General features: G+C 35.7%; 19 protein-coding genes. 9 read left to right on the plus strand and 10 right to left on the minus strand.

The window, feature by feature from the left end; all coding sequences use genetic code 11:
• Nucleotides 1-2: 2 nt before the first annotated feature.
• From M4I44_RS12580 to M4I44_RS12605, 6 genes are all read left to right on the plus strand, one after another.
• On the plus strand, nucleotides 3-980 hold the full coding sequence (locus tag M4I44_RS12580) for a transglutaminase domain-containing protein (protein WP_249964900.1): 978 nt from the start codon (nucleotides 3-5) through the stop codon (nucleotides 978-980).
• Nucleotides 981-1,075: 95 nt separating this feature from the next.
• Nucleotides 1,076-2,251, plus strand: coding sequence for a nicotinate phosphoribosyltransferase (gene pncB / locus M4I44_RS12585; protein WP_249964901.1), 1,176 nt, complete (start codon nucleotides 1,076-1,078; stop codon nucleotides 2,249-2,251).
• Nucleotides 2,252-2,411: 160 nt separating this feature from the next.
• Complete coding sequence (locus tag M4I44_RS12590; protein WP_026110184.1) at nucleotides 2,412-4,283, plus strand: DNA topoisomerase IV subunit B; 1,872 nt, start codon at nucleotides 2,412-2,414, stop codon at nucleotides 4,281-4,283.
• Nucleotides 4,284-4,304: 21 nt separating this feature from the next.
• Nucleotides 4,305-5,372 carry a YhcG family protein gene (locus M4I44_RS12595; protein WP_249964902.1) on the plus strand — a complete coding sequence of 356 codons (1,068 nt, stop codon included), beginning with the start codon at nucleotides 4,305-4,307 and terminating at the stop codon, nucleotides 5,370-5,372.
• A 10-nt stretch (nucleotides 5,373-5,382) separates the two neighbouring features.
• A complete protein-coding gene (locus M4I44_RS12600) occupies nucleotides 5,383-5,982 on the plus strand; it encodes a hypothetical protein (protein ID WP_249964903.1) in 600 nt (199 codons plus the stop codon).
• A 42-nt stretch (nucleotides 5,983-6,024) separates the two neighbouring features.
• On the plus strand, nucleotides 6,025-8,742 hold the full coding sequence (locus M4I44_RS12605; protein WP_249964904.1) for a DNA gyrase/topoisomerase IV subunit A: 2,718 nt from the start codon (nucleotides 6,025-6,027) through the stop codon (nucleotides 8,740-8,742).
• Nucleotides 8,743-8,824: 82 nt separating this feature from the next.
• Here M4I44_RS12605 and M4I44_RS12610 read toward each other — a convergent pair whose 3' ends face one another.
• The 8 genes from M4I44_RS12610 to murQ form a co-directional block, all read right to left on the minus strand.
• Entirely contained in the window at nucleotides 8,825-9,604 is a 780-nt protein-coding gene (locus tag M4I44_RS12610; RefSeq protein ID WP_249964905.1) for a TerC family protein, read from the minus strand.
• A gap of 35 nt (nucleotides 9,605-9,639) precedes the next feature.
• Nucleotides 9,640-10,011 carry a DNA topoisomerase IV gene (locus tag M4I44_RS12615; protein WP_249964906.1) on the minus strand — a complete coding sequence of 124 codons (372 nt, stop codon included), beginning with the start codon at nucleotides 10,009-10,011 and terminating at the stop codon, nucleotides 9,640-9,642.
• 254 nt (nucleotides 10,012-10,265) lie between these two features.
• A complete protein-coding gene (locus tag M4I44_RS12620; RefSeq protein ID WP_249964907.1) occupies nucleotides 10,266-10,838 on the minus strand; it encodes a DUF1572 domain-containing protein in 573 nt (190 codons plus the stop codon).
• Between the two features lie 63 nt (nucleotides 10,839-10,901).
• Entirely contained in the window at nucleotides 10,902-11,474 is a 573-nt protein-coding gene (locus M4I44_RS12625; protein WP_089078461.1) for a pentapeptide repeat-containing protein, read from the minus strand.
• Nucleotides 11,462-11,776 carry a type II toxin-antitoxin system RelE/ParE family toxin gene (locus M4I44_RS12630; RefSeq protein ID WP_249964908.1) on the minus strand — a complete coding sequence of 105 codons (315 nt, stop codon included), beginning with the start codon at nucleotides 11,774-11,776 and terminating at the stop codon, nucleotides 11,462-11,464. The genes M4I44_RS12625 and M4I44_RS12630 overlap by 13 nt, the downstream gene beginning before the upstream one ends.
• Complete coding sequence (locus M4I44_RS12635) at nucleotides 11,761-11,991, minus strand: hypothetical protein (RefSeq protein ID WP_249964909.1); 231 nt, start codon at nucleotides 11,989-11,991, stop codon at nucleotides 11,761-11,763. The genes M4I44_RS12630 and M4I44_RS12635 overlap by 16 nt, the downstream gene beginning before the upstream one ends.
• A gap of 27 nt (nucleotides 11,992-12,018) precedes the next feature.
• A complete protein-coding gene (locus M4I44_RS12640; protein WP_017498392.1) occupies nucleotides 12,019-12,240 on the minus strand; it encodes a DUF6095 family protein in 222 nt (73 codons plus the stop codon).
• A gap of 142 nt (nucleotides 12,241-12,382) precedes the next feature.
• Nucleotides 12,383-13,195, minus strand: a complete 813-nt coding sequence (murQ, locus tag M4I44_RS12645; RefSeq protein ID WP_249964910.1) for an N-acetylmuramic acid 6-phosphate etherase — start codon at nucleotides 13,193-13,195, stop codon at nucleotides 12,383-12,385.
• 558 nt (nucleotides 13,196-13,753) lie between these two features.
• Here murQ and M4I44_RS12650 point away from each other — a divergent pair.
• Both M4I44_RS12650 and M4I44_RS12655 read left to right on the plus strand, forming a co-directional pair.
• Nucleotides 13,754-14,524 carry an AraC family transcriptional regulator gene (locus M4I44_RS12650; RefSeq protein WP_249964911.1) on the plus strand — a complete coding sequence of 257 codons (771 nt, stop codon included), beginning with the start codon at nucleotides 13,754-13,756 and terminating at the stop codon, nucleotides 14,522-14,524.
• Nucleotides 14,525-14,677: 153 nt separating this feature from the next.
• The gene (locus tag M4I44_RS12655; protein WP_249964912.1) at nucleotides 14,678-17,065 is read left to right on the plus strand and encodes a TonB-dependent receptor domain-containing protein; all 2,388 of its coding nucleotides are present in this window, start codon (nucleotides 14,678-14,680) and stop codon (nucleotides 17,063-17,065) included.
• An 82-nt stretch (nucleotides 17,066-17,147) separates the two neighbouring features.
• Here M4I44_RS12655 and M4I44_RS12660 read toward each other — a convergent pair whose 3' ends face one another.
• Nucleotides 17,148-17,816, minus strand: coding sequence for a ZIP family metal transporter (locus M4I44_RS12660; RefSeq protein WP_089078464.1), 669 nt, complete (start codon nucleotides 17,814-17,816; stop codon nucleotides 17,148-17,150).
• A gap of 89 nt (nucleotides 17,817-17,905) precedes the next feature.
• Nucleotides 17,906-18,670: a bifunctional 2-polyprenyl-6-hydroxyphenol methylase/3-demethylubiquinol 3-O-methyltransferase UbiG gene (locus tag M4I44_RS12665; RefSeq protein ID WP_017498387.1), complete on the minus strand. Its 765-nt coding sequence runs from the start codon at nucleotides 18,668-18,670 to the stop codon at nucleotides 17,906-17,908.
• A 168-nt stretch (nucleotides 18,671-18,838) separates the two neighbouring features.
• Between M4I44_RS12665 and M4I44_RS12670 the strand changes: the two genes are divergently transcribed.
• The gene (locus tag M4I44_RS12670) at nucleotides 18,839-19,996 is read left to right on the plus strand and encodes a class I SAM-dependent RNA methyltransferase (RefSeq protein ID WP_249964913.1); all 1,158 of its coding nucleotides are present in this window, start codon (nucleotides 18,839-18,841) and stop codon (nucleotides 19,994-19,996) included.
• Nucleotides 19,997-20,039: the final 43 nt, after the last annotated feature.

The following is a 20,039-nucleotide window of genomic DNA, read 5'->3' on the forward strand; positions in this document are numbered from 1 at the left end:
TTATGATTCCAAAAAAGATCGTCCTTACTGTTTTCTTACTGAGTTTTATCTTTCTGTTTCGTGTAAACGCGCAAAAGTACAATACGATTGATAATACGGTATTAAAGTATCCCGTTAATTTTAATTCAGTAGAAAGTCTGGCAGAAAGAATACAAAAAGATTTTACTTCAGATTATGATAAAGCGAGGGCTATTTACAGTTGGATTGCTTTAAACATAAAATACGATTACAAAGCCTATCTGAATCCGCCAAAACCGCTCAGATTTACCTATATTAATGAAGCGGACAAACAAGCAAAAATTGCAGTTTTAAAGGAAAAAACATGGCAGAACACTTTCGAATCCCGAAAAGCGGTTTGTGAAGGTTTTACACTTTTGTATCAGGAATTGGCCTCTTTAACGGGGTTGAAATGTGAGGTGATCCGAGGAGATTCTAAACGATCGTTGAGTGATATCGGACGTGAAAATTCGTTTTCCAATCATTCCTGGAATATGGTCCAGGTAGATGGAAAATGGATTTTGATTGATGTAACCTGGGGACAGGGATATTATGACAGTGGCAAAAAAGTGGCTGTGAATCATTTTTCACCCGTTTATTTTGACACTGATCCCAAGTACTTTTTTGCCAAGCATTTTCCGGATTCCGGAACTTATCTTGGAAAAAAATTAAACAAGGAGGATTTTCTGAACGGACCCTTGCTTTTTGATGCTGCAATTGAAGGCAATCATGAGATTTTGGCGCCGGCTTCGGGAATTATTAAGGCTAATGAAGGAGACAAAATCCGTTTTAAAATAAAGAATATTGCAAAGACAGATCTGTTTTATTATTTGAAAAATGGAAAACCTGTCAGAATTGAAGACTCTAATGCAGTAAATGGAGCTTTAGAATTTGAGATAATTTATGATAAAAAAATAGGCACGTATATTACTTTTTTTCTTGATCGTGACGGTATAATGTCATTTAAGATACTTTCCAAGTAAAACGTAGCAGGATCTTTGCCTAAAGAGCTTCCTTCTTTGGTTAAATTGGCGTATCTTAGCCATTACAGTTATAAAATTAATTTAACTGCCGGATTATGGAGACAACTTATTTGAAATCAATTTTAGACAATGATTTCTATAAATTTACTATGCAGCATGCTGTGATCAAACTTTTTCCAAAGGCTCAGGTTCGTTACGGCTTTATCAACAGAGGAAATCATTTTTTCCCACCTGGATTTGGAGAGTTACTTCGAAAATCGGTTGATGCAATGGCAGATCTGCGGTTGACAAAAGAAGAAAAACAATATTTGTGGCAGCATTGTTCTTATCTGGATCCCACTTATTTTGATTTTTTGCAAGGCTACAACTTTGACCCGTCCGAGGTTCAGATTACGCAGACAGGTTCAGAGTTAAAAGTAACTGTTGAGGGGTATTGGTATCGTACCATTTTATGGGAAGTGCCCCTGATGGGCTTGATTTCTGAGCTGTTTTATAAGACTGGTCAATCCATTCGACTGGACGATGAAGCTTTAAAAAGAGTAACCAAAGACAAGATTGACAATTATAATAAAATAGGAGTTTCGATTTTAGAGTTTGGAACCCGACGACGTCATTCGTACGATGTACATGCGCTGGTGAATGAGACACTTCGAAAATTTGGTTCGAATAGTTTTATAGGAACCAGTAATGTTCATTTTGCTATGACTAACAATATGCGGCCATTGGGTACTCATGCCCACGAATGGTTTATGTTTCATGCTGCCCAATACGGTTTTAAAATGGCTAATATGATGGGCTTGGGACATTGGACGCAGGTGTACGATGGCGACCTCGGAATTGCACTGACAGATACCTATACTACAGCGGTGTTTTTTGAACAATTTGATAAAAAGTACTCGAAACTTTTTGACGGAGTACGTCACGATAGTGGAGATCCTATTGAATTTGCAGAAAAAGTAATTTCACATTATACCCAAATGGGAATTGATCCAAAATCGAAAGTGATCGTTTTTTCGGACTCGTTGAATTACGAGAAGGTGAAAAGAATAGCAGATTTTTGTAAAGATAAAATCAAAATGTCATTTGGTGTCGGAACCAATTTTACCAATGATGCCGGTTTGCCTTCGATGAATATGGTGATAAAACTGACAGAAGTAAAATTGAATAATGACCAGTGGCAAGGTGTTGTAAAACTTTCTGACGAAAAAAATAAAAATACCGGAACGCCTGAAATGATTGCTTTAGCAAAAGAAGTGCTGGGAATCAAATAGTATTTTTTACCAAAAAGCGGATTTTTTATATTTTTGGTTTGCGGATTATTTTAAAATCAATGTAAATAGGGTTTAAAGCTGTTATTATTCGTAACAAAAAAAAATACGCTTTCATTTTTTGACTATAAATGGTACATTAGCCAAAAATCCAATTCACTTTATGCTAGAGCAAAATCAATATACCGAAGATAACATTCGATCACTCGATTGGAAAGAACATATCCGTATGCGTCCCGGAATGTATATCGGGAAATTGGGAGACGGATCTTCGCCTGATGATGGTATTTATATTCTTCTAAAAGAGGTACTGGACAACTGTATTGATGAGTTTGTAATGGGCTCAGGAAAAACTATTGAAGTGGCTATCAAAGATAAAACGGTTTCAGTTCGTGATTACGGACGTGGAATTCCGTTAGGGAAAGTAGTAGATGTCGTTTCAAAAATGAATACGGGAGGAAAGTACGATTCAAAAGCTTTCCAGAAATCGGTTGGTTTGAATGGTGTCGGAACAAAAGCGGTGAATGCATTGTCGAACTATTTTCGAGTAGAATCAGTTCGTGATGATAAACAAAAAGCAGCAGAGTTTTCCGCAGGAAATCTGGTTCTTGAAGAAGATGTGATTGATACTACCAAGCGAAAAGGAACAAAAGTAACTTTTACGCCGGATGAATCGATTTTTAAAAATTATAAATTCCGTTTAGAATATGTAATCAAAATGGTCAAGAACTATTGTTATCTGAACAATGGTTTGACAATTATTTTCAACGGAGAAAAATATTATTCAGAGAATGGACTTCGTGATTTATTAGAAGAAACCATCAGCGAAGAAGATTTAGAATACCCTATTATCCATTTAAAAGAGCATGATATTGAAGTAGCGTTAACGCACAGTAAAACGCAATACAGTGAAGAATATCACTCTTTTGTCAACGGACAAAATACTACACAGGGAGGAACGCACTTAGCAGCTTACAGAGAAGCAATTGTAAAAACCATTCGAGAGTTTTACAATAAAAACTTTGAAGCATCTGACGTTCGTAAATCGATTGTGAGTGCGATTAGTATTAAGGTTATGGAGCCGGTTTTTGAGTCTCAGACTAAAACCAAATTAGGTTCTACTGATATGGGTTCTGATGACGGGACACCTCCGGTTTCGGTTCGTACCTTTGTGAACGATTTTATCAAAACCAAGTTAGATAATTACCTGCATAAAAATCCAACGACCGCAGAAGCCTTATTGCGAAAAATTTTGCAGGCCGAACGCGAGCGTAAAGAATTGTCCGGAATTAGAAAGCTGGCTACAGATCGTGCTAAAAAGGCCAATCTTCACAATAAGAAATTAAGAGATTGCCGTGCGCATCTTCCGGATACAAAGAATCCAAGAAACCTGGAGAGTACCCTTTTTATTACCGAGGGAGATTCGGCTTCCGGATCGATCACCAAATCGCGTGATGTGAATACACAGGCGGTTTTCAGTTTACGTGGTAAGCCTTTGAATTCCTATGGAATGAGTAAGAAAATTGTTTATGAAAATGAAGAATTTAACTTATTGCAGGCAGCGCTTGATATTGAAGACGGACTGGAGAAATTGCGTTACAACAATATCGTAATCGCAACCGATGCCGATGTCGACGGTATGCACATTCGTTTGCTGTTGATTACATTTTTTCTTCAGTTTTTCCCTGAGTTAATCAAAGAAGGACACTTGTATATTTTGCAGACACCGCTTTTCAGGGTTCGTAATAAAAAAGAAACGATCTATTGTTATTCTGAAGAAGAACGAAAAGACGCCATCGAAAAACTAAAACCAAAACCGGAAATCACCCGATTTAAAGGTTTAGGAGAGATTTCTCCGGATGAGTTTAAAAATTTCATCGGAGACACCATTCGCCTTGACCCAATTATGATGGATAAAAATACCTCAATCGAGCAATTATTATCTTTTTACATGGGTAAAAATACCCCGGACAGGCAAGAGTTTATTATCAAGAATTTGAAAGTGGAATTAGATGCAGTTGAAGAAGAAGTTTAAGATTTAAAATAAAAGATACTATTGTCAGACGGTCTTCAAAATAAAGTCATTTTTCAGCAAGTTGCCGAGTTATTGCAAAATGCGCGACAACAGGTTTTACGTACCGTAAATTCTACCATGACCATTACCTATTTTGAAATAGGAAGAATCATTGTTGAAGAAGAGCAGAATGGAAAAGACAGAGCCGAGTACGGAAAACAGCTTTTAAAAGGCCTTTCTCAGCAATTGACAGAGGAATTTGGTAAGGGATTCTCGATTCGGAATTTAGAACAAATAAGACAATTCTATATAACGTTCTCAAAGTCTGAGTCATTGATTAGGATTTTAGAAATTAAGAAAACGCAGTCACTGACTGCGGAATTCAATAACGTGAATTATCAAACATTGTCTTCCTTCTTTAAATTGACTTTTACTCATTATATTTTCTTAATGCGAATTGATGATGAACAAGAACGACGTTTTTATGAAATTGAATCTGAAAAATACAATTGGAGTGTTCGTGAATTAAAACGGCAATATGATACAGCACTTTATACGAGATTAGCTTTAAGCCGTGATAAAGAAGGAATTTTAAAACTTTCAGAACAAGGTCAGATTATTGAAAAGCCCAAAGATATTATTAAAGATCCTTATATATTGGAGTTTTTGGGATTGCCTGAACTTAATCAATATTCAGAATCGCAACTGGAAGAAGAGATTATCAATAAATTAGAGCATTTTTTATTGGAATTGGGACATGGTTTTACTTTTGTTGCTAGACAAAACAGAATCACTTTTGATGATAAACATTTCAGAATTGATTTAGTTTTTTATAATCGAATATTAAGATGTTTTGTCCTTATTGATTTAAAAATAGGAGAGCTTAAACATCAGGATTTAGGGCAAATGCAAATGTATGTTAATTACTATGACAGAGAAATGCGTTTGGAAGACGAGAACAAAACTATTGGAATTGTACTTTGCCAGAATAAAAGCGAAGCTGTAGTAAAATATACTTTACCGGAAAATAACGAACAAATTTTTGCCAGTAAGTATAAAACAGTATTGCCAAGTGTAGAGGTTTTAAAAGAGCTTTTGGAGAATAAATAGATTTTAATAAATGAGAAAAATTATATTTTTGATCACTATTTTAGCTTTTATTTCCTGTAATACGAACAAAGGGTCAGGTGAAAATATAGAAGAGGAAAAAGAGATTGATTACTCTGATAGTATTGATTTTAAGTTAGAAAAAATCAAGAGAGTTGAGGTGTTTTCCTATCCTGATCGATTATCATGGGACACCATTAGGCATAGAGAAGAAATTATTAGAAATAATAAAATTGATTTTGATACTTCAATGATTAATGAAAAAGTAACTTTATTAAAGCAACAGCAAATAAAAGAGTTATTTTATTTAATAAAGATTCATTGTAAGAATGAAGGTGATGTAGCTCCTTTTTCGGCATGTTACATGCCTAGAAATCTAATTCTTTTTTATAATGATAAAAATAAAATCATTGCTCATATAGAACTTTGTTTTACTTGCGGAACTTCAAATAGTTCTGCTAATTTGCAAGAAAATTGGGATTATTGCAAAGATGATGTAAAAGTTTTTTTTAAAAAGGCAGGAATCAAATATTTTGTTGATACCGAAGAAATGGAAAACAAAGAGAGATTGTTTTTAGATAGTTTAAAAACAGCCAAAAAGATAGTTAACTAGTAAAGTTATATATAAAAATACTGAAATAAATTCAGCATAAAAATGAAAGACGAAGAAGACGATAACATCATTCCGGGCGACGACGAGAATAATTCAGAAGAAAACCTGGATAACATTCAGGAGGGAGATGACGATGAAATTATCGATGTAGATGCCAAACATTTTGAAGGAGCGCATTTTTACGAAAATCAGGAACAGGAAGGTGAAGACGTAATTACGAAAGTTACCGGAATGTACAAAGACTGGTTTTTGGACTATGCTTCGTACGTAATTCTGGAACGTGCAGTTCCTGCTATCGAGGACGGATTTAAACCCGTTCAGCGTCGTATTATGCACTCTTTGAAAGAGCTGGATGATGGTCGTTATAACAAAGTTGCCAATGTTGTTGGTCACACCATGCAGTATCACCCACACGGAGATGCGAGTATTGGTGATGCTATGGTACAAATAGGACAGAAAGACTTATTGATAGACTGTCAGGGTAACTGGGGTAATATTTTAACAGGTGACGGGGCAGCAGCTTCGCGTTACATTGAGGCACGTTTGTCTAAATTTGCTTTAGAGGTTTTGTATTCTCCAAAAATTACCGATTGGGGTGTTTCCTACGATGGTCGTCGTGCAGAACCGAACAATCTTCCGGTAAAATTCCCGTTGCTTTTGGCACAGGGAGCAGAAGGGATTGCAGTAGGACTTTCGACAAAAGTTTTACCTCACAACTTCAACGAATTAATTGATGCTTCGATTAAAATCTTAAAAGGAAGAGCTTTTACGCTGTATCCTGATTTTATGACGCAGGGTATTGCCGACGTGTCTAATTATAACGACGGACTTCGTGGCGGACGTGTGCGTGTACGTGCAAAAATTGCTCAGTTGGATAAAAATACACTGGTAATCACACAAATTCCGTTTTCGACCAATACCTCGAGTTTAATTGACAGTATTTTGAAAGCCAATGAAAAAGGTAAAATCAAAATCAAGAAAATTGAAGACAATACCGCGGCTGATGTTGAGATTTTAATTCATCTTTTCCCGGGTGTTTCTCCGGATAAAACCATAGATGCGCTGTTTGCTTTTACAGCTTGTGAAACTTCTGTGGCACCTTTAGGCTGTGTGATTGAAGACAATAAGCCGTTGTTTATCGGAGTTTCTGAGATGTTGAAAATATCGACTCACAGAACCGTTGATTTACTTCGTCAGGAGCTGGAAATTCAGTTAGAGGAATTAAAAAATAAATGGCACTTCTCGACTTTAGAAAAAATCTTCATTCGAGAAGAAATGTACATTGACTTCAAATTGTATTCAGATAAAGAGTCACTTTACAAATATTTATACGACCGTTTTGAGCCGTTCAAAAAATCATTCGTCAGAGAAATCAACGATGAAGATTTACAGCGATTGACTCAAATACCGATGATTCGTATTACCCGTTTTGACTCTGACAAAGCCGATGATTTTATCGCGAAGTTAGAAGATGAAATGAAGGAGGTAGAGTATAATCTGGAGAATTTAACGGATTTTGCTATTGCCTACTTCACTAAATTAAAAGAGAAATACGGAAAAGGCCGTGAGCGTCAGACTGAACTTCGTGTTTTTGATAATGTCGAAGCTACAAAAGTGGTCTTGCGTAACACAAAACTTTTTGTAAACAGAGAAGAAGGTTTCGTAGGAACCAGTTTAAAGAAAGACGAATATGTAGCCGATTGTTCGGATATCGATGATGTAATTGTGTTCCTGCGTGATGGTACAATGATGATTTCAAAAGTAGATGCCAAAACATTTATAGGAAAAGATATTATACACGTCGCTGTTTTTGATAAGAGCGATAAGCGCACGATTTACAACATGATGTATCGTGATGGTAAATCCGGACCTTCCTATATTAAACGTTTTAATGTTACCGGAGTTACACGTGATAAAGCGTATGATCTGACTAACGGAACAAATGGTTCACAGGTGGTTTATTTTTCGCATAATCCGAATGGAGAGGCAGAGGTTGTTACTATTTTACTGCGTCAAATAGGAACCATTAAAAAACTGAAATTTGATATTGATTTTGCTAAACTGGCCATCAAAGGACGTGGATCAAAAGGAAATTTGGTTACCAAATATCCAATCAAGAAAATAGAATTAAAAGAAAAAGGAATTTCGACTTTGCTGCCAAGAAAAGTGTGGTTTGATGATACCGTTAAACGTTTAAATGTTGATGCCAGAGGAGAATTGCTGGGAGAGTTTAAACCAAGCGATAAAATTCTGATCATAAGTCAGGCCGGTAAGTTGAAAGTGATTATTCCGGAATTGTCGACTCATTTTGAGGAAGATATGATTGTTTTGGAAAAATGGAAACCTAAAAAACCAATTTCGGCAATCTATTACGATGGAGAAAAAGAACGTTATTTCTTAAAACGTTTCCTTGTGGAAAATGAGGGTAAAGAAGAAAGTTTTATTACAGATCACCCGAACTCGCAATTAGAAATTGTATCAACAGATTACCGTCCGCTAGCCCAATTGGTTTTTGCAAAAGTAAAAGGAGTTCAGAAAGAAGATTTACATATTGATGTTGAAGATTTTATTGCTGTAAAAGGCTTTAAAGCACTCGGAAATCAACTGACGAGTGATAAGCTGAAACAAGTAAACCTCTTAGAACCGCTGCCTTATGAAGAACCGGTTGAAGAAGTTCCGGAGAGGGTAATCGCAGACGATGATGACGCCGTTGAAACAGAATTAGATGATGATGGTCAGATAGGTCTGGTTCTCGAATAATACAAAGTAAAAAAGAGGAAGTTTCAAAATTTTGGAACTTCCTCTTTCTTTTCTGATTCCCAAACGGGAGCTTCAAAATAACTTAATTTGACGAATGTTTTTTTCGGATTCGCATATTGATAAATTCCACAGCAAGCGAAAACGAAATGGCGAAGTACAAATAACCTTTCGGTACCGCTCCAATATGCTCACCCGCAAGTGCCGCATTCGATAAGTGCATACTTTCCGTAATCAGCATAAAACCGATCAGAATCAAAAATGAAAGTCCCAATATTTGAATAGACGGATTCTTGTTGACAAAATTTCCAACAGGTACCGCAAACAACATCATAACCAATACCGAAATGACTACCGCCGTAATCATGATTGTTAAAGCACCATGAACACCATTTGTCATACCGACAGCCGTTAAAATCGAGTCTACAGAAAAAATCAAATCGATCAGCAGGATTTGCATAATAACATTCGAGAATGATTTTTTGGCAACAGTTTTAAGTGTTTTTTCCTCCTCAGTATGATGGTCCACTTTTTCGCTGATTTCTTTAGTACTCTTATAGATCAGGAACAAACCGCCCAGAAACAAGATGACTGCCTGACCGGTAAAATCTCCTTCGAACCAGCCCCAATGAATGCTGAAAAGAGTTGCTTTCATGGCAATCAGATACGAAATTCCCATCAACAGGGCGATACGCATAAACATGGCTAAAAACAGACCAATTCGGGTGGCTTTCTTTCGATCTTCTTCAGGTAATTTCCCCGTGACGATAGATATAAAAATAATGTTGTCGATCCCCAGGACAATTTCCAGAAAAGTCAATGTCAGTAAGGCAATCCAAGCATCGGGGTTTAGAAAAATTTCCATGCTAAAGGTGTTTTTAAAACATTTAAATAGATTATTTACTCAACTCTTACCACTGTGCCACGTTGTTTTTGGTCAGAACCGACCATTCCAAATTCAAAAGTATAAGAATCTTTAGAAGTGGTTAGAATTTTCATGCTGATGGCTTTTTCTTCAGCCATATTTTTAGGATGTTTTTTTTGTAAAATGTATTCACAATCACTTACCCATCTGATGGTTGAAGTGTCTGTTTTACCTTCAAAAGTTTCGATTTCGATATTGTCTTTACGTTCAAAAACAGTGGTTTTTTTGACACCATTTACTTCAAATTCAAATTTGAATTTTCCATTTTTAAAATCTTTGCAGTTGTGTTCTGCGTTGTAACAGGAGAATAATGTGAGTAACGGTAAAAGGAATAAACTTTTTTTCATTTTAAGTTTTAATTATTTTATGGGTAATAATTGAGGGGTGGGCTTCGACTTCGCTCAGCCTGACGACCTTGCTATGCCTGTCGACTTTGCTCATTCTGTCGACTTCGCTCATCCTGACAACCTCGCTTAGTCTGTCGACTTCGCTCAGCCTGACGATTTTGCTAATTCTGATAACTTCGCTGAGTCTGATATTAGGGTTTTGGATTTTAGATTTCGGAATGTAAATCTGAGATCGTTAATCAAAAATCAAAATTCTAAGATCGCTTCAATTCATCATCTGTAAAGTTCTTGATTTCTTTTTCTTTGGCAAACTTTTCGGCGTTGTAATTTCCGGATTTGTTTTTTGGAATCGATAAGCTGTCCCAGTCGCCCTTCTTTAATTGTTTGGCATAAAAAACGATCTGTCCGATATGATAAGGATAATGCGCCAACTGTCTGTTGATTGCCTCAATAACGGTATGACCTTCGTTTCGGATGTAAATGATGTCTGAAAGTTGTTCCGGGTTTAAGCTGTTTAAGGCATTCAGCAAACAATCCCAGCCTTCGTTCCAGATCAGCAGGACTTCTTCTTTAGATTTCAGATCATTTTCAAATTCCGAATCGCGATTGCGCCACTCTTTTTCGCCATCAGACGTTAAAAAATCGGTCCAACGTGAGAGCATATTACCTGAAACGTGTTTTACAATCGTAGCAATGCTGTTGGTATCTTCATTAAGGGTAACAAAAAGCTGGTCGGGTTCTAATTGCGCAATGGCTTTTTCCCCCAGCATTTTATAGTACAAAAACTGTTTTTTAACGCTTTCTAAATAGGAATCAGTTGCTTTCATAGTGATACATTTGGTTTAGCGGAAATAAGTTTTTATTTTTTGTCACGGATTCGTGGCAAAAAACTATACAATTTTAATATCGTATTTGTCTAATAGTCCTACAATACCCTGAGTTGAAAATTGTGCTTTTCGCATAGGGTTAAATTCAGGATCAATTTTATAATTGTAGGCAGTTCTAAAGTCGACGCCTGCCAGTTGTGTATCGTTAAAAATAGCTCCGTCGAGATTGCAATTGTCAAATAAAGAACTGGTTAGGTTGCATCCTATAAAAGAAACCTCGCGCAAAGAGCAGTTGATAAATTTAGTTTTAGGCATTTTTTTGTTCGAAAACACAGCGTAATCTAACGTGCTTTCTTCAAAATAAACCTGGAAGAGAAAATCATCACATTCGTTAAAAGCAATTCCAAGAAGTTTGCAATTTTTGAATGTAGCATTTTTCAGACTGGTGCCGGACAAACTTGTCATCGATAAATTGCAATCGATAAACTCGCAGTCTAAAAAGCTATTGTAAGCAAAATTGCTATTCGAGAAATCACAATTCTTAAAAACACAATCTTCAAACTCCCGATTGTTTATTTTTTTGTCAATATAAGTAACTTTTTCGAAGGTTTTTTGAATGTGAATTAGACTTTCCATGAGTGTTTTTTGGATTTTCGTGCATTGTGACGCACCCTAAGGATATAAATGATTTCCTCTGTTATTTGATAGGAAACCGAATAATTGTAAACCGAATAAACTCTGAAACTACCATCATTATTGGTTTTTTGAGTGTCGTGTTTATAAATTTCGGGTTGAGTTTTAAGAATTTCGGTACTGTCAAAAATAGTATTAACAACTTTATCAGCAATTGTAATTGATTTGCTTTCAAAGAAAATGTAAAAATGAATGTCCTCTAATTGATTCAAAGCACTGCTGGACCAAATTATTTTCTTCCCCATTTTTTTGCAATCTCTTTAGCCTGGTCTTCCGTATAAAAGTTGCCTTTTTTGATGTTTTCCAGAGCGTCTTCAATGTCTAAATTATAGGCTTTGTCTGAATCAACTGTACTGTTGTTTACAGACTGTAAAAGATGTTTTAGCTTCTCAACAAACGAAGGGTCTTTTACTTTATCAATTTCCTGATGAATCCACTTTAGTTCTGCTTGAATATCCATAATAAAGAATTTGAGTAAAGATACAAATTAGTCGTTAAATAAACCTTTCATAATGATTTTCAATCCGTAAAAGATCAAAAACATAGCGCTTAAACAAGCCACAATTCCAATTCCCAAAACCAGATAATGCCAGTTGGTATGCTGATTCATAAAAGCGTTATAAATTAGCGACGGCCCAATAAACAATAAAGGCAATGAACCCGATAAATATTTAATTCCTTTTCCTAATAATTCTTTATTTGTTGCCATTTTTTTGTTTTAGGTTTTGAGAGTTTCAGGTTTTAATGTTTCAAGTTTCAGGTTTCAAGTTTTAGAACTTTACGGTTAGATTGGTATAATCTCATTTACATCTGACATTTTACATCTCACATCTTACCAAAAACATTTCACCTTAAAGAGTATAATTGTCCACAGCATTTCGTACGCTGCCATATTTTTTTAATAATTCACTGGCTTGTTCGTAGGAAACAGGAATTTCTCCCATAATCATTTTTACACCTCGATCTACCAATTTGATGTTACTCAATTGCATATCGACCATTTTGTTGCCTTTTACTTTTCCAAGCTGAATCATTGCAGCAGTCGAAATCATATTGAGCACTAATTTTTGAGCTGTTCCGGCTTTCATTCGGGAGCTTCCGGTGATAAATTCCGGGCCTACAACCACTTCAATCGGAAATTGAGCAGTAAGCGCCAAAGGACTTCCTGCATTGTTAGTGATACAGCCCGTAAGAATATTGTTTTGATTACAGCTTTCTAAACCGCCAATCACATAAGGCGTAGTTCCGGAGGCCGCGATACCAATCACTACATCGTTTTGATCAATATGATTCGCCTGTAAATCAATCCAGGCTTGAGCTGCATTGTCTTCGGCATTTTCTACGGCACGACGAATGGCAGTATCACCACCGGCAATAATTCCGTTTACTAAATCAAAAGGAACACCAAAAGTAGGAGGACATTCTGAAGCATCAACAACACCTAAGCGTCCGGATGTTCCCGCACCGATATAAAATAATCGACCGCCTAATTTTAGTTTAGAAACTACCTGTGCTACTAAAGTTTCAATTTGGGGAATCGCTTTTTCGACTGCATCAGGAACAGTTTTGTCTTCCTGATTGATGTTAACCAGAAGTTCATGAACCGACATTTTTTCTAAATGTTCGTATTTTGAGGACTGTTCTGTAGTTTTTGTAAAGGTCATTTTTTCGTGTTAATTGAACTGGGTCAAAATTAATCTTTTTTCTTGCAATCCCGAAATTTGGAACGTAAAGTCGTGAAGATTTAGAATATTTTTTTGTTGTAATTTCTGATGAAATGATTGCTCTGTTGAACCTTTATTAAAGCAACTAAAACATTATATTTGTTAAATAATTAAAAATTTGGAATGGATATAATTAGCTTTTTAACGAGTATCGCAAAAATATCAGTCTTTGTTTCTTTTTTACTGGCCTTCTTTTTACTCACAGTGCAAACAAAGAATAAATTGACAAACCGACTGTTTGCTTTCTATCTAATATTTTTTGCCCTTGATAACAGCGGTATTTTTATTGATGATGAGTTTATAAAAGCCCATTTTAATTTAGAATTTTTCAGATGGACGGCTTGTTCTCTAGTTTTGCCTTTTTTCTATCTGTACGTTTTGTCCGTTTGTTTCACAGATTTTAGATTGAGATCGAAACATTTACTACACGCAATTCCATTTGTACTCCTGAATGTGTTTTATATGTTCAGGCTTTATTTTTTAACGAACGCTGAAAAAATGGTGTTTTACAACCAGCGTGATCAGTCGCCGGAGATGTTTTTTTTGTTTCTCGCTTTGGCCTTGCAAATTGTATTTTACAGCATTGGAGTAGCTTTGGTCTTAAAAAAATACAAAGCAATATATGAGGAAAATTATACCAATCCCAGAAGTTCTGTTTTTAAATGGCTGCTTCAGATAGCGGCTATATTCTTTGTTTTGTATTATTTATGTATCATTAAGAATGCTTTAAGATATGTGAATTACGATTCGTTATGGATTTGGTCTAATGTAATATTACAGTTTATGGTTTTGGTAATAACCTGCTGGTTTGTATTAAAAGCCCTGAATCATCCGGATCTTTTTCGTGGTATCGATTCTAAACTGCAATTGGCCAAAGATATTCTTCCTAAACAGAATAATAATGACGGAGAAAAGGAGCATCAAAATGAAGTGATTTCGGATCAAATTGCGACATTGAAGCTTTATATGACCGAAAAAGAACCTTTTCTGGATCCGTCATTAACCATTCAGGAACTTTCGAATCAGATTAATATTCCTGTTCGGGATTTATCGGTTTTAATCAATCATCATATCGATCAGCATTTCTTTGATTTTGTGAATGAATATCGCATTCAAAAAGCAATGAATATACTGAAAGATCAGTCCAAAAGTCAGCTCACAGTTTTGGAAATTTTGTATGAAGTAGGTTTTAATTCAAAATCTTCTTTTAATACCTCTTTTAAAAAATATACAAATTTAACGCCTACAGCTTTTCGGAACGCCTCATAATAAAGGCTTTGCATAAAGTACTACTCCGTGACGAAAAAAGTCGAACTCATTTTTGTTGAGAAAATGAGTTCGACTTTTTTTGTCGGTCGAATTCCGAAAATTTCTGCAACAACTTTGCTTCATAATTAATCGAACAAGTTAAAACCAGAAATCATGAAAAAAGTTTGTCTCCTTATTATTTTAGTATTACCGGTGTTAGGTTTAGCACAAACAACTGCAAAATTAAAAGGGAAAATAGCCAGTGAAACAACTGTATTAGAATGGGCAGATGTTTCCGTATTCAATTCAGAAGGAAAAATTATTGAAGGAACAACCAGTAAGCCGGACGGTTCTTTTGAACTTAATTTAAAAGAGGGCTTTTATAAAATCGGAATAAGTCTGCTGGGATTTGTAGACTATGAAAAGCAGATTACCATTAAAAAAGATACCGATTTAGAAACCATTGTTTTGAAAGAGAATACTACTCAACTGGGAGAAGTAGTAATTAAAACTAGAAAGAATACCATCGAGCAAAAAACAGATCGTTTGGTGTACAATCTCGAAAATAATGTCACAAATGTTGGTGGTGATGCTTTAAGCGCCATCAATACTGCACCAGGCGTTGTGGTTCAAAAAGAGACGATCAGTATATTAGGAAAAGGGACTTCCCGTGTGATGATTGACGGACGTATCGTTGAGTTAACCGGAGAAGAACTAAACAACTATTTAAAATCGATATCGGCGGCAGATATTAAAAACATTGAGATTATCAGTACACCTCCAGCAAAATACGAAGCCGAAGGAACGGGAGGGCTTATTAATATTGTATTGAAAAAAGGTACCCGAAATTCCTGGAAGAACACTTCCACAGTAACTTATGATCAGAATAAATACGGGGCTTTGACTTTAAGAGATAATTTCTTTTACAACAAAAATAAGTTTAGGTTTTCTGCCAGTATTAATGGAAAGAAAGGACATAAATATGCAGATGAGTTTCTCGATATGTACTTTCCTGACGGACTTTCTGAGATGATTATCAATACAAAATTTACCGATGAGAGTTTGTCCGGGAAATTAGCTTTGGATTATGATTTTTCAGATCGTATAACCATAGGTTTTCAGGTTTTAAAAGACAGAAGTAATCCGGATTTTAAATCGGATATCAGAATTAATAATTACAATAGTAAAAATGAACTGGACAATTATATCCTGAACAATAGTTTTGTGGATAAACAGTCCGGAAACCAGACTTATCACGGGCATTTGATTGCAAAGTTGGATTCCTTAGGCAGAAAATTGTCTTTTGATGTGGATTATTTTAATTACAATTCAAAATTCGACCGAAATGCAATCGCCTACAATTACAGACCGGATAATTCATTTGCAGGGATCAATCAGTCGGCAAGAAATATTTCCGATCAGGATATTGATAATTGGAGCTTTAAGGCAGATATGGAACATCCGCTTACGGCATTCAATCTGTCATATGGTACAAAAATGAGTTTTACAAATAGTAAGAGTTATGTACTCTACTATAATACGATTACAGGAACACCGGAATTGGATCCGAATCAGTCCAACCGATTCAGATATACAGAGAACAATCAGGCAGTGTACGTTAATGGAGATAAAAAAATCAGTGAGAAATGGAATCTTCAATTGGGATTACGTCTTGAAAATACGCAAACGAGTGGTTTTTCAGAAACCTTAAACGAGGAAACAAAAAATAATTATTTGAGATTATTTCCTACGGTTTATGTTTCATACAAAGAAAATGATAGTAATAATTTCAGTTTTAATTATGGAAAAAGAATCAGCCGACCTCAGTTTGATTTGCTGAATCCATTTCGTAATTATATTAACAGCAACAGTTATTCTGAAGGAAATCCGTTTTTAAGACCTTCGTTTAGTGATAATTTTGAGTTTAGTCATTCGTATAAAGGAGTTTTGCGAACCAGCGTTTTCTTTAATGTGATCAATGACGGTTATGGTGTGATTTTTACCTCAATTCCCGAAACCAATACGCAAATTGTAACCAGAGAGAATTATTTCAGAGATCTAAAGTATGGGGTTGGAGAAAGCTATTCGGCTAGTTTAGCTTCGTGGTGGCAAAGTGAAAACACGTTATATTTCTTAGGATCAAAAACGAAGTTTATTACAGCTATCAATGCCACGCCATCCAATAGCTTAGAAGTTAATTTTTCAACCAATAATACATTCTCATTGGGCAAAACGAGTAAACTTCAAATTGATTTTAATTACAATACACCTTCCCGAAGCGGTTTGTACAAAACGGGGTATATGTCGAGTTTTGATATTGGTTTTAAACAGGATATGCTGAATAAATCCCTGCAGATTGCTTTTCTGGCCAATGATATTTTTAATACCTCTTATTTAAAGGATTTAGTTTCGGTTGTAAATGGTGTAAAGCAGGTATACAGCCAGAATTTTTCAAACCGATTTTTACGTTTATCTGTTATTTATAATTTTGGGAACAAAAAAATAAACGTGAAACAGCGTGATTTTGGAAATCAGGAGGAGAAAAACAGAACGGGGAATTAGGTTTATAAGGTGAGATGTGAAATGTAAAAAAGTGAGATGTGAGAAGCAGAGAAGAAAGTTTTCTGCTTCCCGGGTTTCCAAACTACAATATAAAAGCTAAAAGAATCCCCAAAACAATCATAGAGACTTTGGCAACATTGAATTTATGTCCTTCGCTGCTTTCGAAAATAATGGTTGAGGAAATGTGAAACAGAATTCCGATAACGATGGCTGTAATTTCAGTGTAATATTTGCTTAGAATCGGTAAATATTCAGAGGCAACGGTACCCAATGGGGTCATAACTGCGAATGTAAGCATAAAAGCAAAAATGGCTTTTTTATTCAGCTCTGCATTGATAAAAAAGGTGGTCAGAATTACGGCAATTGGCAAATGATGAATTGCAATTCCAAGAGCCAAACCATGATGATGGCTTACCGGAAAACCTTCCAGAAAAGCATGAATACACAAGCTGGTAAAGAGCAGCCACGGAATCTGTGACATCTTAGCGTGTCCGTGAACGTGCCCGTGCTCGGCTCCCTTAGAGAAAAACTCCAGTATAATCTGGAATAAAATTCCAAGCATGATGAAGATACCAATATTGTGCTTATGTGTTTCATAAACTTCCGGTAACAGGTGCATTACGGTTAAAGACAATAAAAATGAACCGCTAAACGCAAGCAGCAGCTTTAGATTGGTTTTGCTCTTTGGTTTTAAAAACAAAGCCACCATATAACCTAAAAGTACAGAGAATAAGGGGAGTAGATAATTCATTTTTTATGGTTTAACCGTTGATTTGTTTAACTGTTTAATTGTTTTTGTTTAGCGATTAAACAGTTAAACAATTAAACGATTGCCCAGCTTTATTTAAAAATCATGATTAATCGTTCGCTTTCAGTTTTGTGGAATTTTTTGAGTTTATAATCTCCAAAAATATCCAAAAGGAAAATTCCGGCTTCTGCCATTAGTTCCTCAAAATCTTTTAAAGTTAAGGCTTTTACTTTTTCTGTGAAATGGTAATTTTGTCCCTGATCCTCAAAATCTATTTCTTTAAAAATATGCCCGTCCTCGACATATCTTTTGATTTTGAAATCAATTCCGTCCACACTTTTTACTTCTTCAGGTACCAAAGTTTCGATAACCTGAGTAACGTTCATAAAGTCGATTACCGCAAAACCATATTCAGATAAACTTTCTTTAATGGCTTTAAGAGTAGTTAAATTATCGTCGTCACTTTCAAAATACCCAAAACTGGTAAACAGATTAAAGATCGCATCAAACTTTTCTTCAAAAGGTTCGCGCATATCGTGCACTTTAAAATGCAGCGTTTCGTTACTGTTTTTTGTAGCTTCTGCAATACTGTTTTCAGACAAATCGGCGCCTAAAACATTAAATCCCAGTTGGTTTAAATAGATAGAGTGGCGCCCTTTTCCGCAAGCCAGGTCAAGTACTTTTGCTTTTTCAGGCAAATTCAGATAATGGGTTAAATTGTCCATGAAAATCTGAGCTTCGCGATAATTTCGGTCTTTATAAAGAATATGATAATATGGAGTGTCAAACCATGAAGTAAACCAATTTTCGGTATTACGTTCCTGATTTGGTGAGGATGAGTTTGCTGCTTCAGACATTTATTCTATTTCAATTAATTCAAAGTCCGGCAAATTTAGTGTATTTTTGCCGAAAAATAACTATTTCGCAACGATACCTCTATGAATCCTTGCGGAAATGCAGCAGGTGTACGGATATGCAGATGCAGAGATCAACAGCAGTACATTTGAAATAATTCAAAAATAAAGATGGAAGAAAATTTTAGAATGATAGCCAAATGTTTTTTTGGTTTTGAAGAAATATTAGAGAATGAATTGCGTACTCTTGGTGCTCAGGATGTCGAAAAAGGAGTGCGAATGGTAAGCTTTAAAGGAGATAAAGGTTTTATGTACAAAGCTAATTTATCGCTTCGTACTGCACTTAAAGTTCTAAAACCTATTTATTCGTTCAGAGCAAATAATGAACAGGCACTGTACAAAGGAATTTCGGGTGTAAACTGGTCTAAGTTATTAAATGCCAATCAGACTTTTGTGATTGACGCCACCGTACACTCCACTTATTTCAACCACTCTGAATTTGTTTCTCAAAAATGTAAAGATGCTATCGTAGATCAGTTTAGAGAAAGAACAGGACAGCGTCCGAGTATCGATAAAGCTTTTCCGGATTTAAGAATTAATGTACATATCGATAAAGATCAGGTTTCAGTTGCGTTGGATACTTCAGGGAATTCACTGCATCAGCGTGGTTACAGAACCGCAACTAATATTGCGCCAATCAACGAAGTTTTGGCTGCTGGAGTGCTATTGTTATCAGGATGGGAAGGACAGAGTCATTTTGTAGATCCAATGTGTGGTTCGGGAACTTTTCTGGCGGAGGCTGCTATGATTGCCTGCAATATTCCGGCGAATATTAATCGTAAAGAGTTTGCATTCGAAAAATGGAAAGATTGGGATAACGATCTTTTTGATCAGATTGTAAACAGCCTGATGAAAAAAACAAAAGAATTTCATTACACGATAAAAGGGTTTGATAAAGCGCCAAGTGCTGTAAATAAAGCCAAAGATAATATCCGAAACGCCAATTTGGAAGATTATGTTACGGTAAGTGAGGATAACTTTTTTGATACCGAAAAAGCGGTAGAAGGAAAGTTACACATGGTTTTCAATCCGCCTTACGATGAGCGTCTGGATATTCATATGGAACAATTCTACAAAAATATCGGAGATACTCTAAAGAAAAGCTACCCGGGTACAAACGCCTGGTTTATTACGGCCAATCTTGAAGCTCTTAAATTTGTAGGTTTAAAACCATCCCGAAAAATTAAACTTTTCAACGGAAGTCTTGAAGCACGTCTGGTAAAATACGAGATGTACGAGGGAAGTAAGAGAACGAAATTTCAGGTCTAAGGTTCTTAGAGGCTAAGTTCCTAAGATGCTAAGAATCTTAGTA

The sequence above is a fragment of the Flavobacterium sp. B183 genome, assembly GCF_023539155.1.
Classification (GTDB): domain Bacteria; phylum Bacteroidota; class Bacteroidia; order Flavobacteriales; family Flavobacteriaceae; genus Flavobacterium; species Flavobacterium tructae.

What these genes read in the sequence shown, in the direction of transcription:
- M4I44_RS12580 (WP_249964900.1), top strand. Translation starts at nt 3, where the DNA reads ATGATTCCAAAAAAGATCGTCCTTACTGTTTTCTTACTGAGTTTTATC.
- pncB (WP_249964901.1), top strand. Translation starts at nt 1,076, where the DNA reads ATGGAGACAACTTATTTGAAATCAATTTTAGACAATGATTTCTATAAA.
- M4I44_RS12590 (WP_026110184.1), top strand. Translation starts at nt 2,412, where the DNA reads ATGCTAGAGCAAAATCAATATACCGAAGATAACATTCGATCACTCGAT.
- M4I44_RS12600 (WP_249964903.1), top strand. Translation starts at nt 5,383, where the DNA reads ATGAGAAAAATTATATTTTTGATCACTATTTTAGCTTTTATTTCCTGT.
- M4I44_RS12605 (WP_249964904.1), top strand. Translation starts at nt 6,025, where the DNA reads ATGAAAGACGAAGAAGACGATAACATCATTCCGGGCGACGACGAGAAT.
- M4I44_RS12610 (WP_249964905.1), bottom strand. Translation starts at nt 9,604, where the DNA reads ATGGAAATTTTTCTAAACCCCGATGCTTGGATTGCCTTACTGACATTG.
- M4I44_RS12615 (WP_249964906.1), bottom strand. Translation starts at nt 10,011, where the DNA reads ATGAAAAAAAGTTTATTCCTTTTACCGTTACTCACATTATTCTCCTGT.
- M4I44_RS12620 (WP_249964907.1), bottom strand. Translation starts at nt 10,838, where the DNA reads ATGAAAGCAACTGATTCCTATTTAGAAAGCGTTAAAAAACAGTTTTTG.
- M4I44_RS12625 (WP_089078461.1), bottom strand. Translation starts at nt 11,474, where the DNA reads ATGGAAAGTCTAATTCACATTCAAAAAACCTTCGAAAAAGTTACTTAT.
- M4I44_RS12630 (WP_249964908.1), bottom strand. Translation starts at nt 11,776, where the DNA reads ATGGGGAAGAAAATAATTTGGTCCAGCAGTGCTTTGAATCAATTAGAG.
- M4I44_RS12635 (WP_249964909.1), bottom strand. Translation starts at nt 11,991, where the DNA reads ATGGATATTCAAGCAGAACTAAAGTGGATTCATCAGGAAATTGATAAA.
- M4I44_RS12640 (WP_017498392.1), bottom strand. Translation starts at nt 12,240, where the DNA reads ATGGCAACAAATAAAGAATTATTAGGAAAAGGAATTAAATATTTATCG.
- murQ (WP_249964910.1), bottom strand. Translation starts at nt 13,195, where the DNA reads ATGACCTTTACAAAAACTACAGAACAGTCCTCAAAATACGAACATTTA.
- M4I44_RS12650 (WP_249964911.1), top strand. Translation starts at nt 13,754, where the DNA reads ATGGTGTTTTACAACCAGCGTGATCAGTCGCCGGAGATGTTTTTTTTG.
- M4I44_RS12655 (WP_249964912.1), top strand. Translation starts at nt 14,678, where the DNA reads ATGAAAAAAGTTTGTCTCCTTATTATTTTAGTATTACCGGTGTTAGGT.
- M4I44_RS12660 (WP_089078464.1), bottom strand. Translation starts at nt 17,816, where the DNA reads ATGAATTATCTACTCCCCTTATTCTCTGTACTTTTAGGTTATATGGTG.
- M4I44_RS12665 (WP_017498387.1), bottom strand. Translation starts at nt 18,670, where the DNA reads ATGTCTGAAGCAGCAAACTCATCCTCACCAAATCAGGAACGTAATACC.
- M4I44_RS12670 (WP_249964913.1), top strand. Translation starts at nt 18,839, where the DNA reads ATGGAAGAAAATTTTAGAATGATAGCCAAATGTTTTTTTGGTTTTGAA.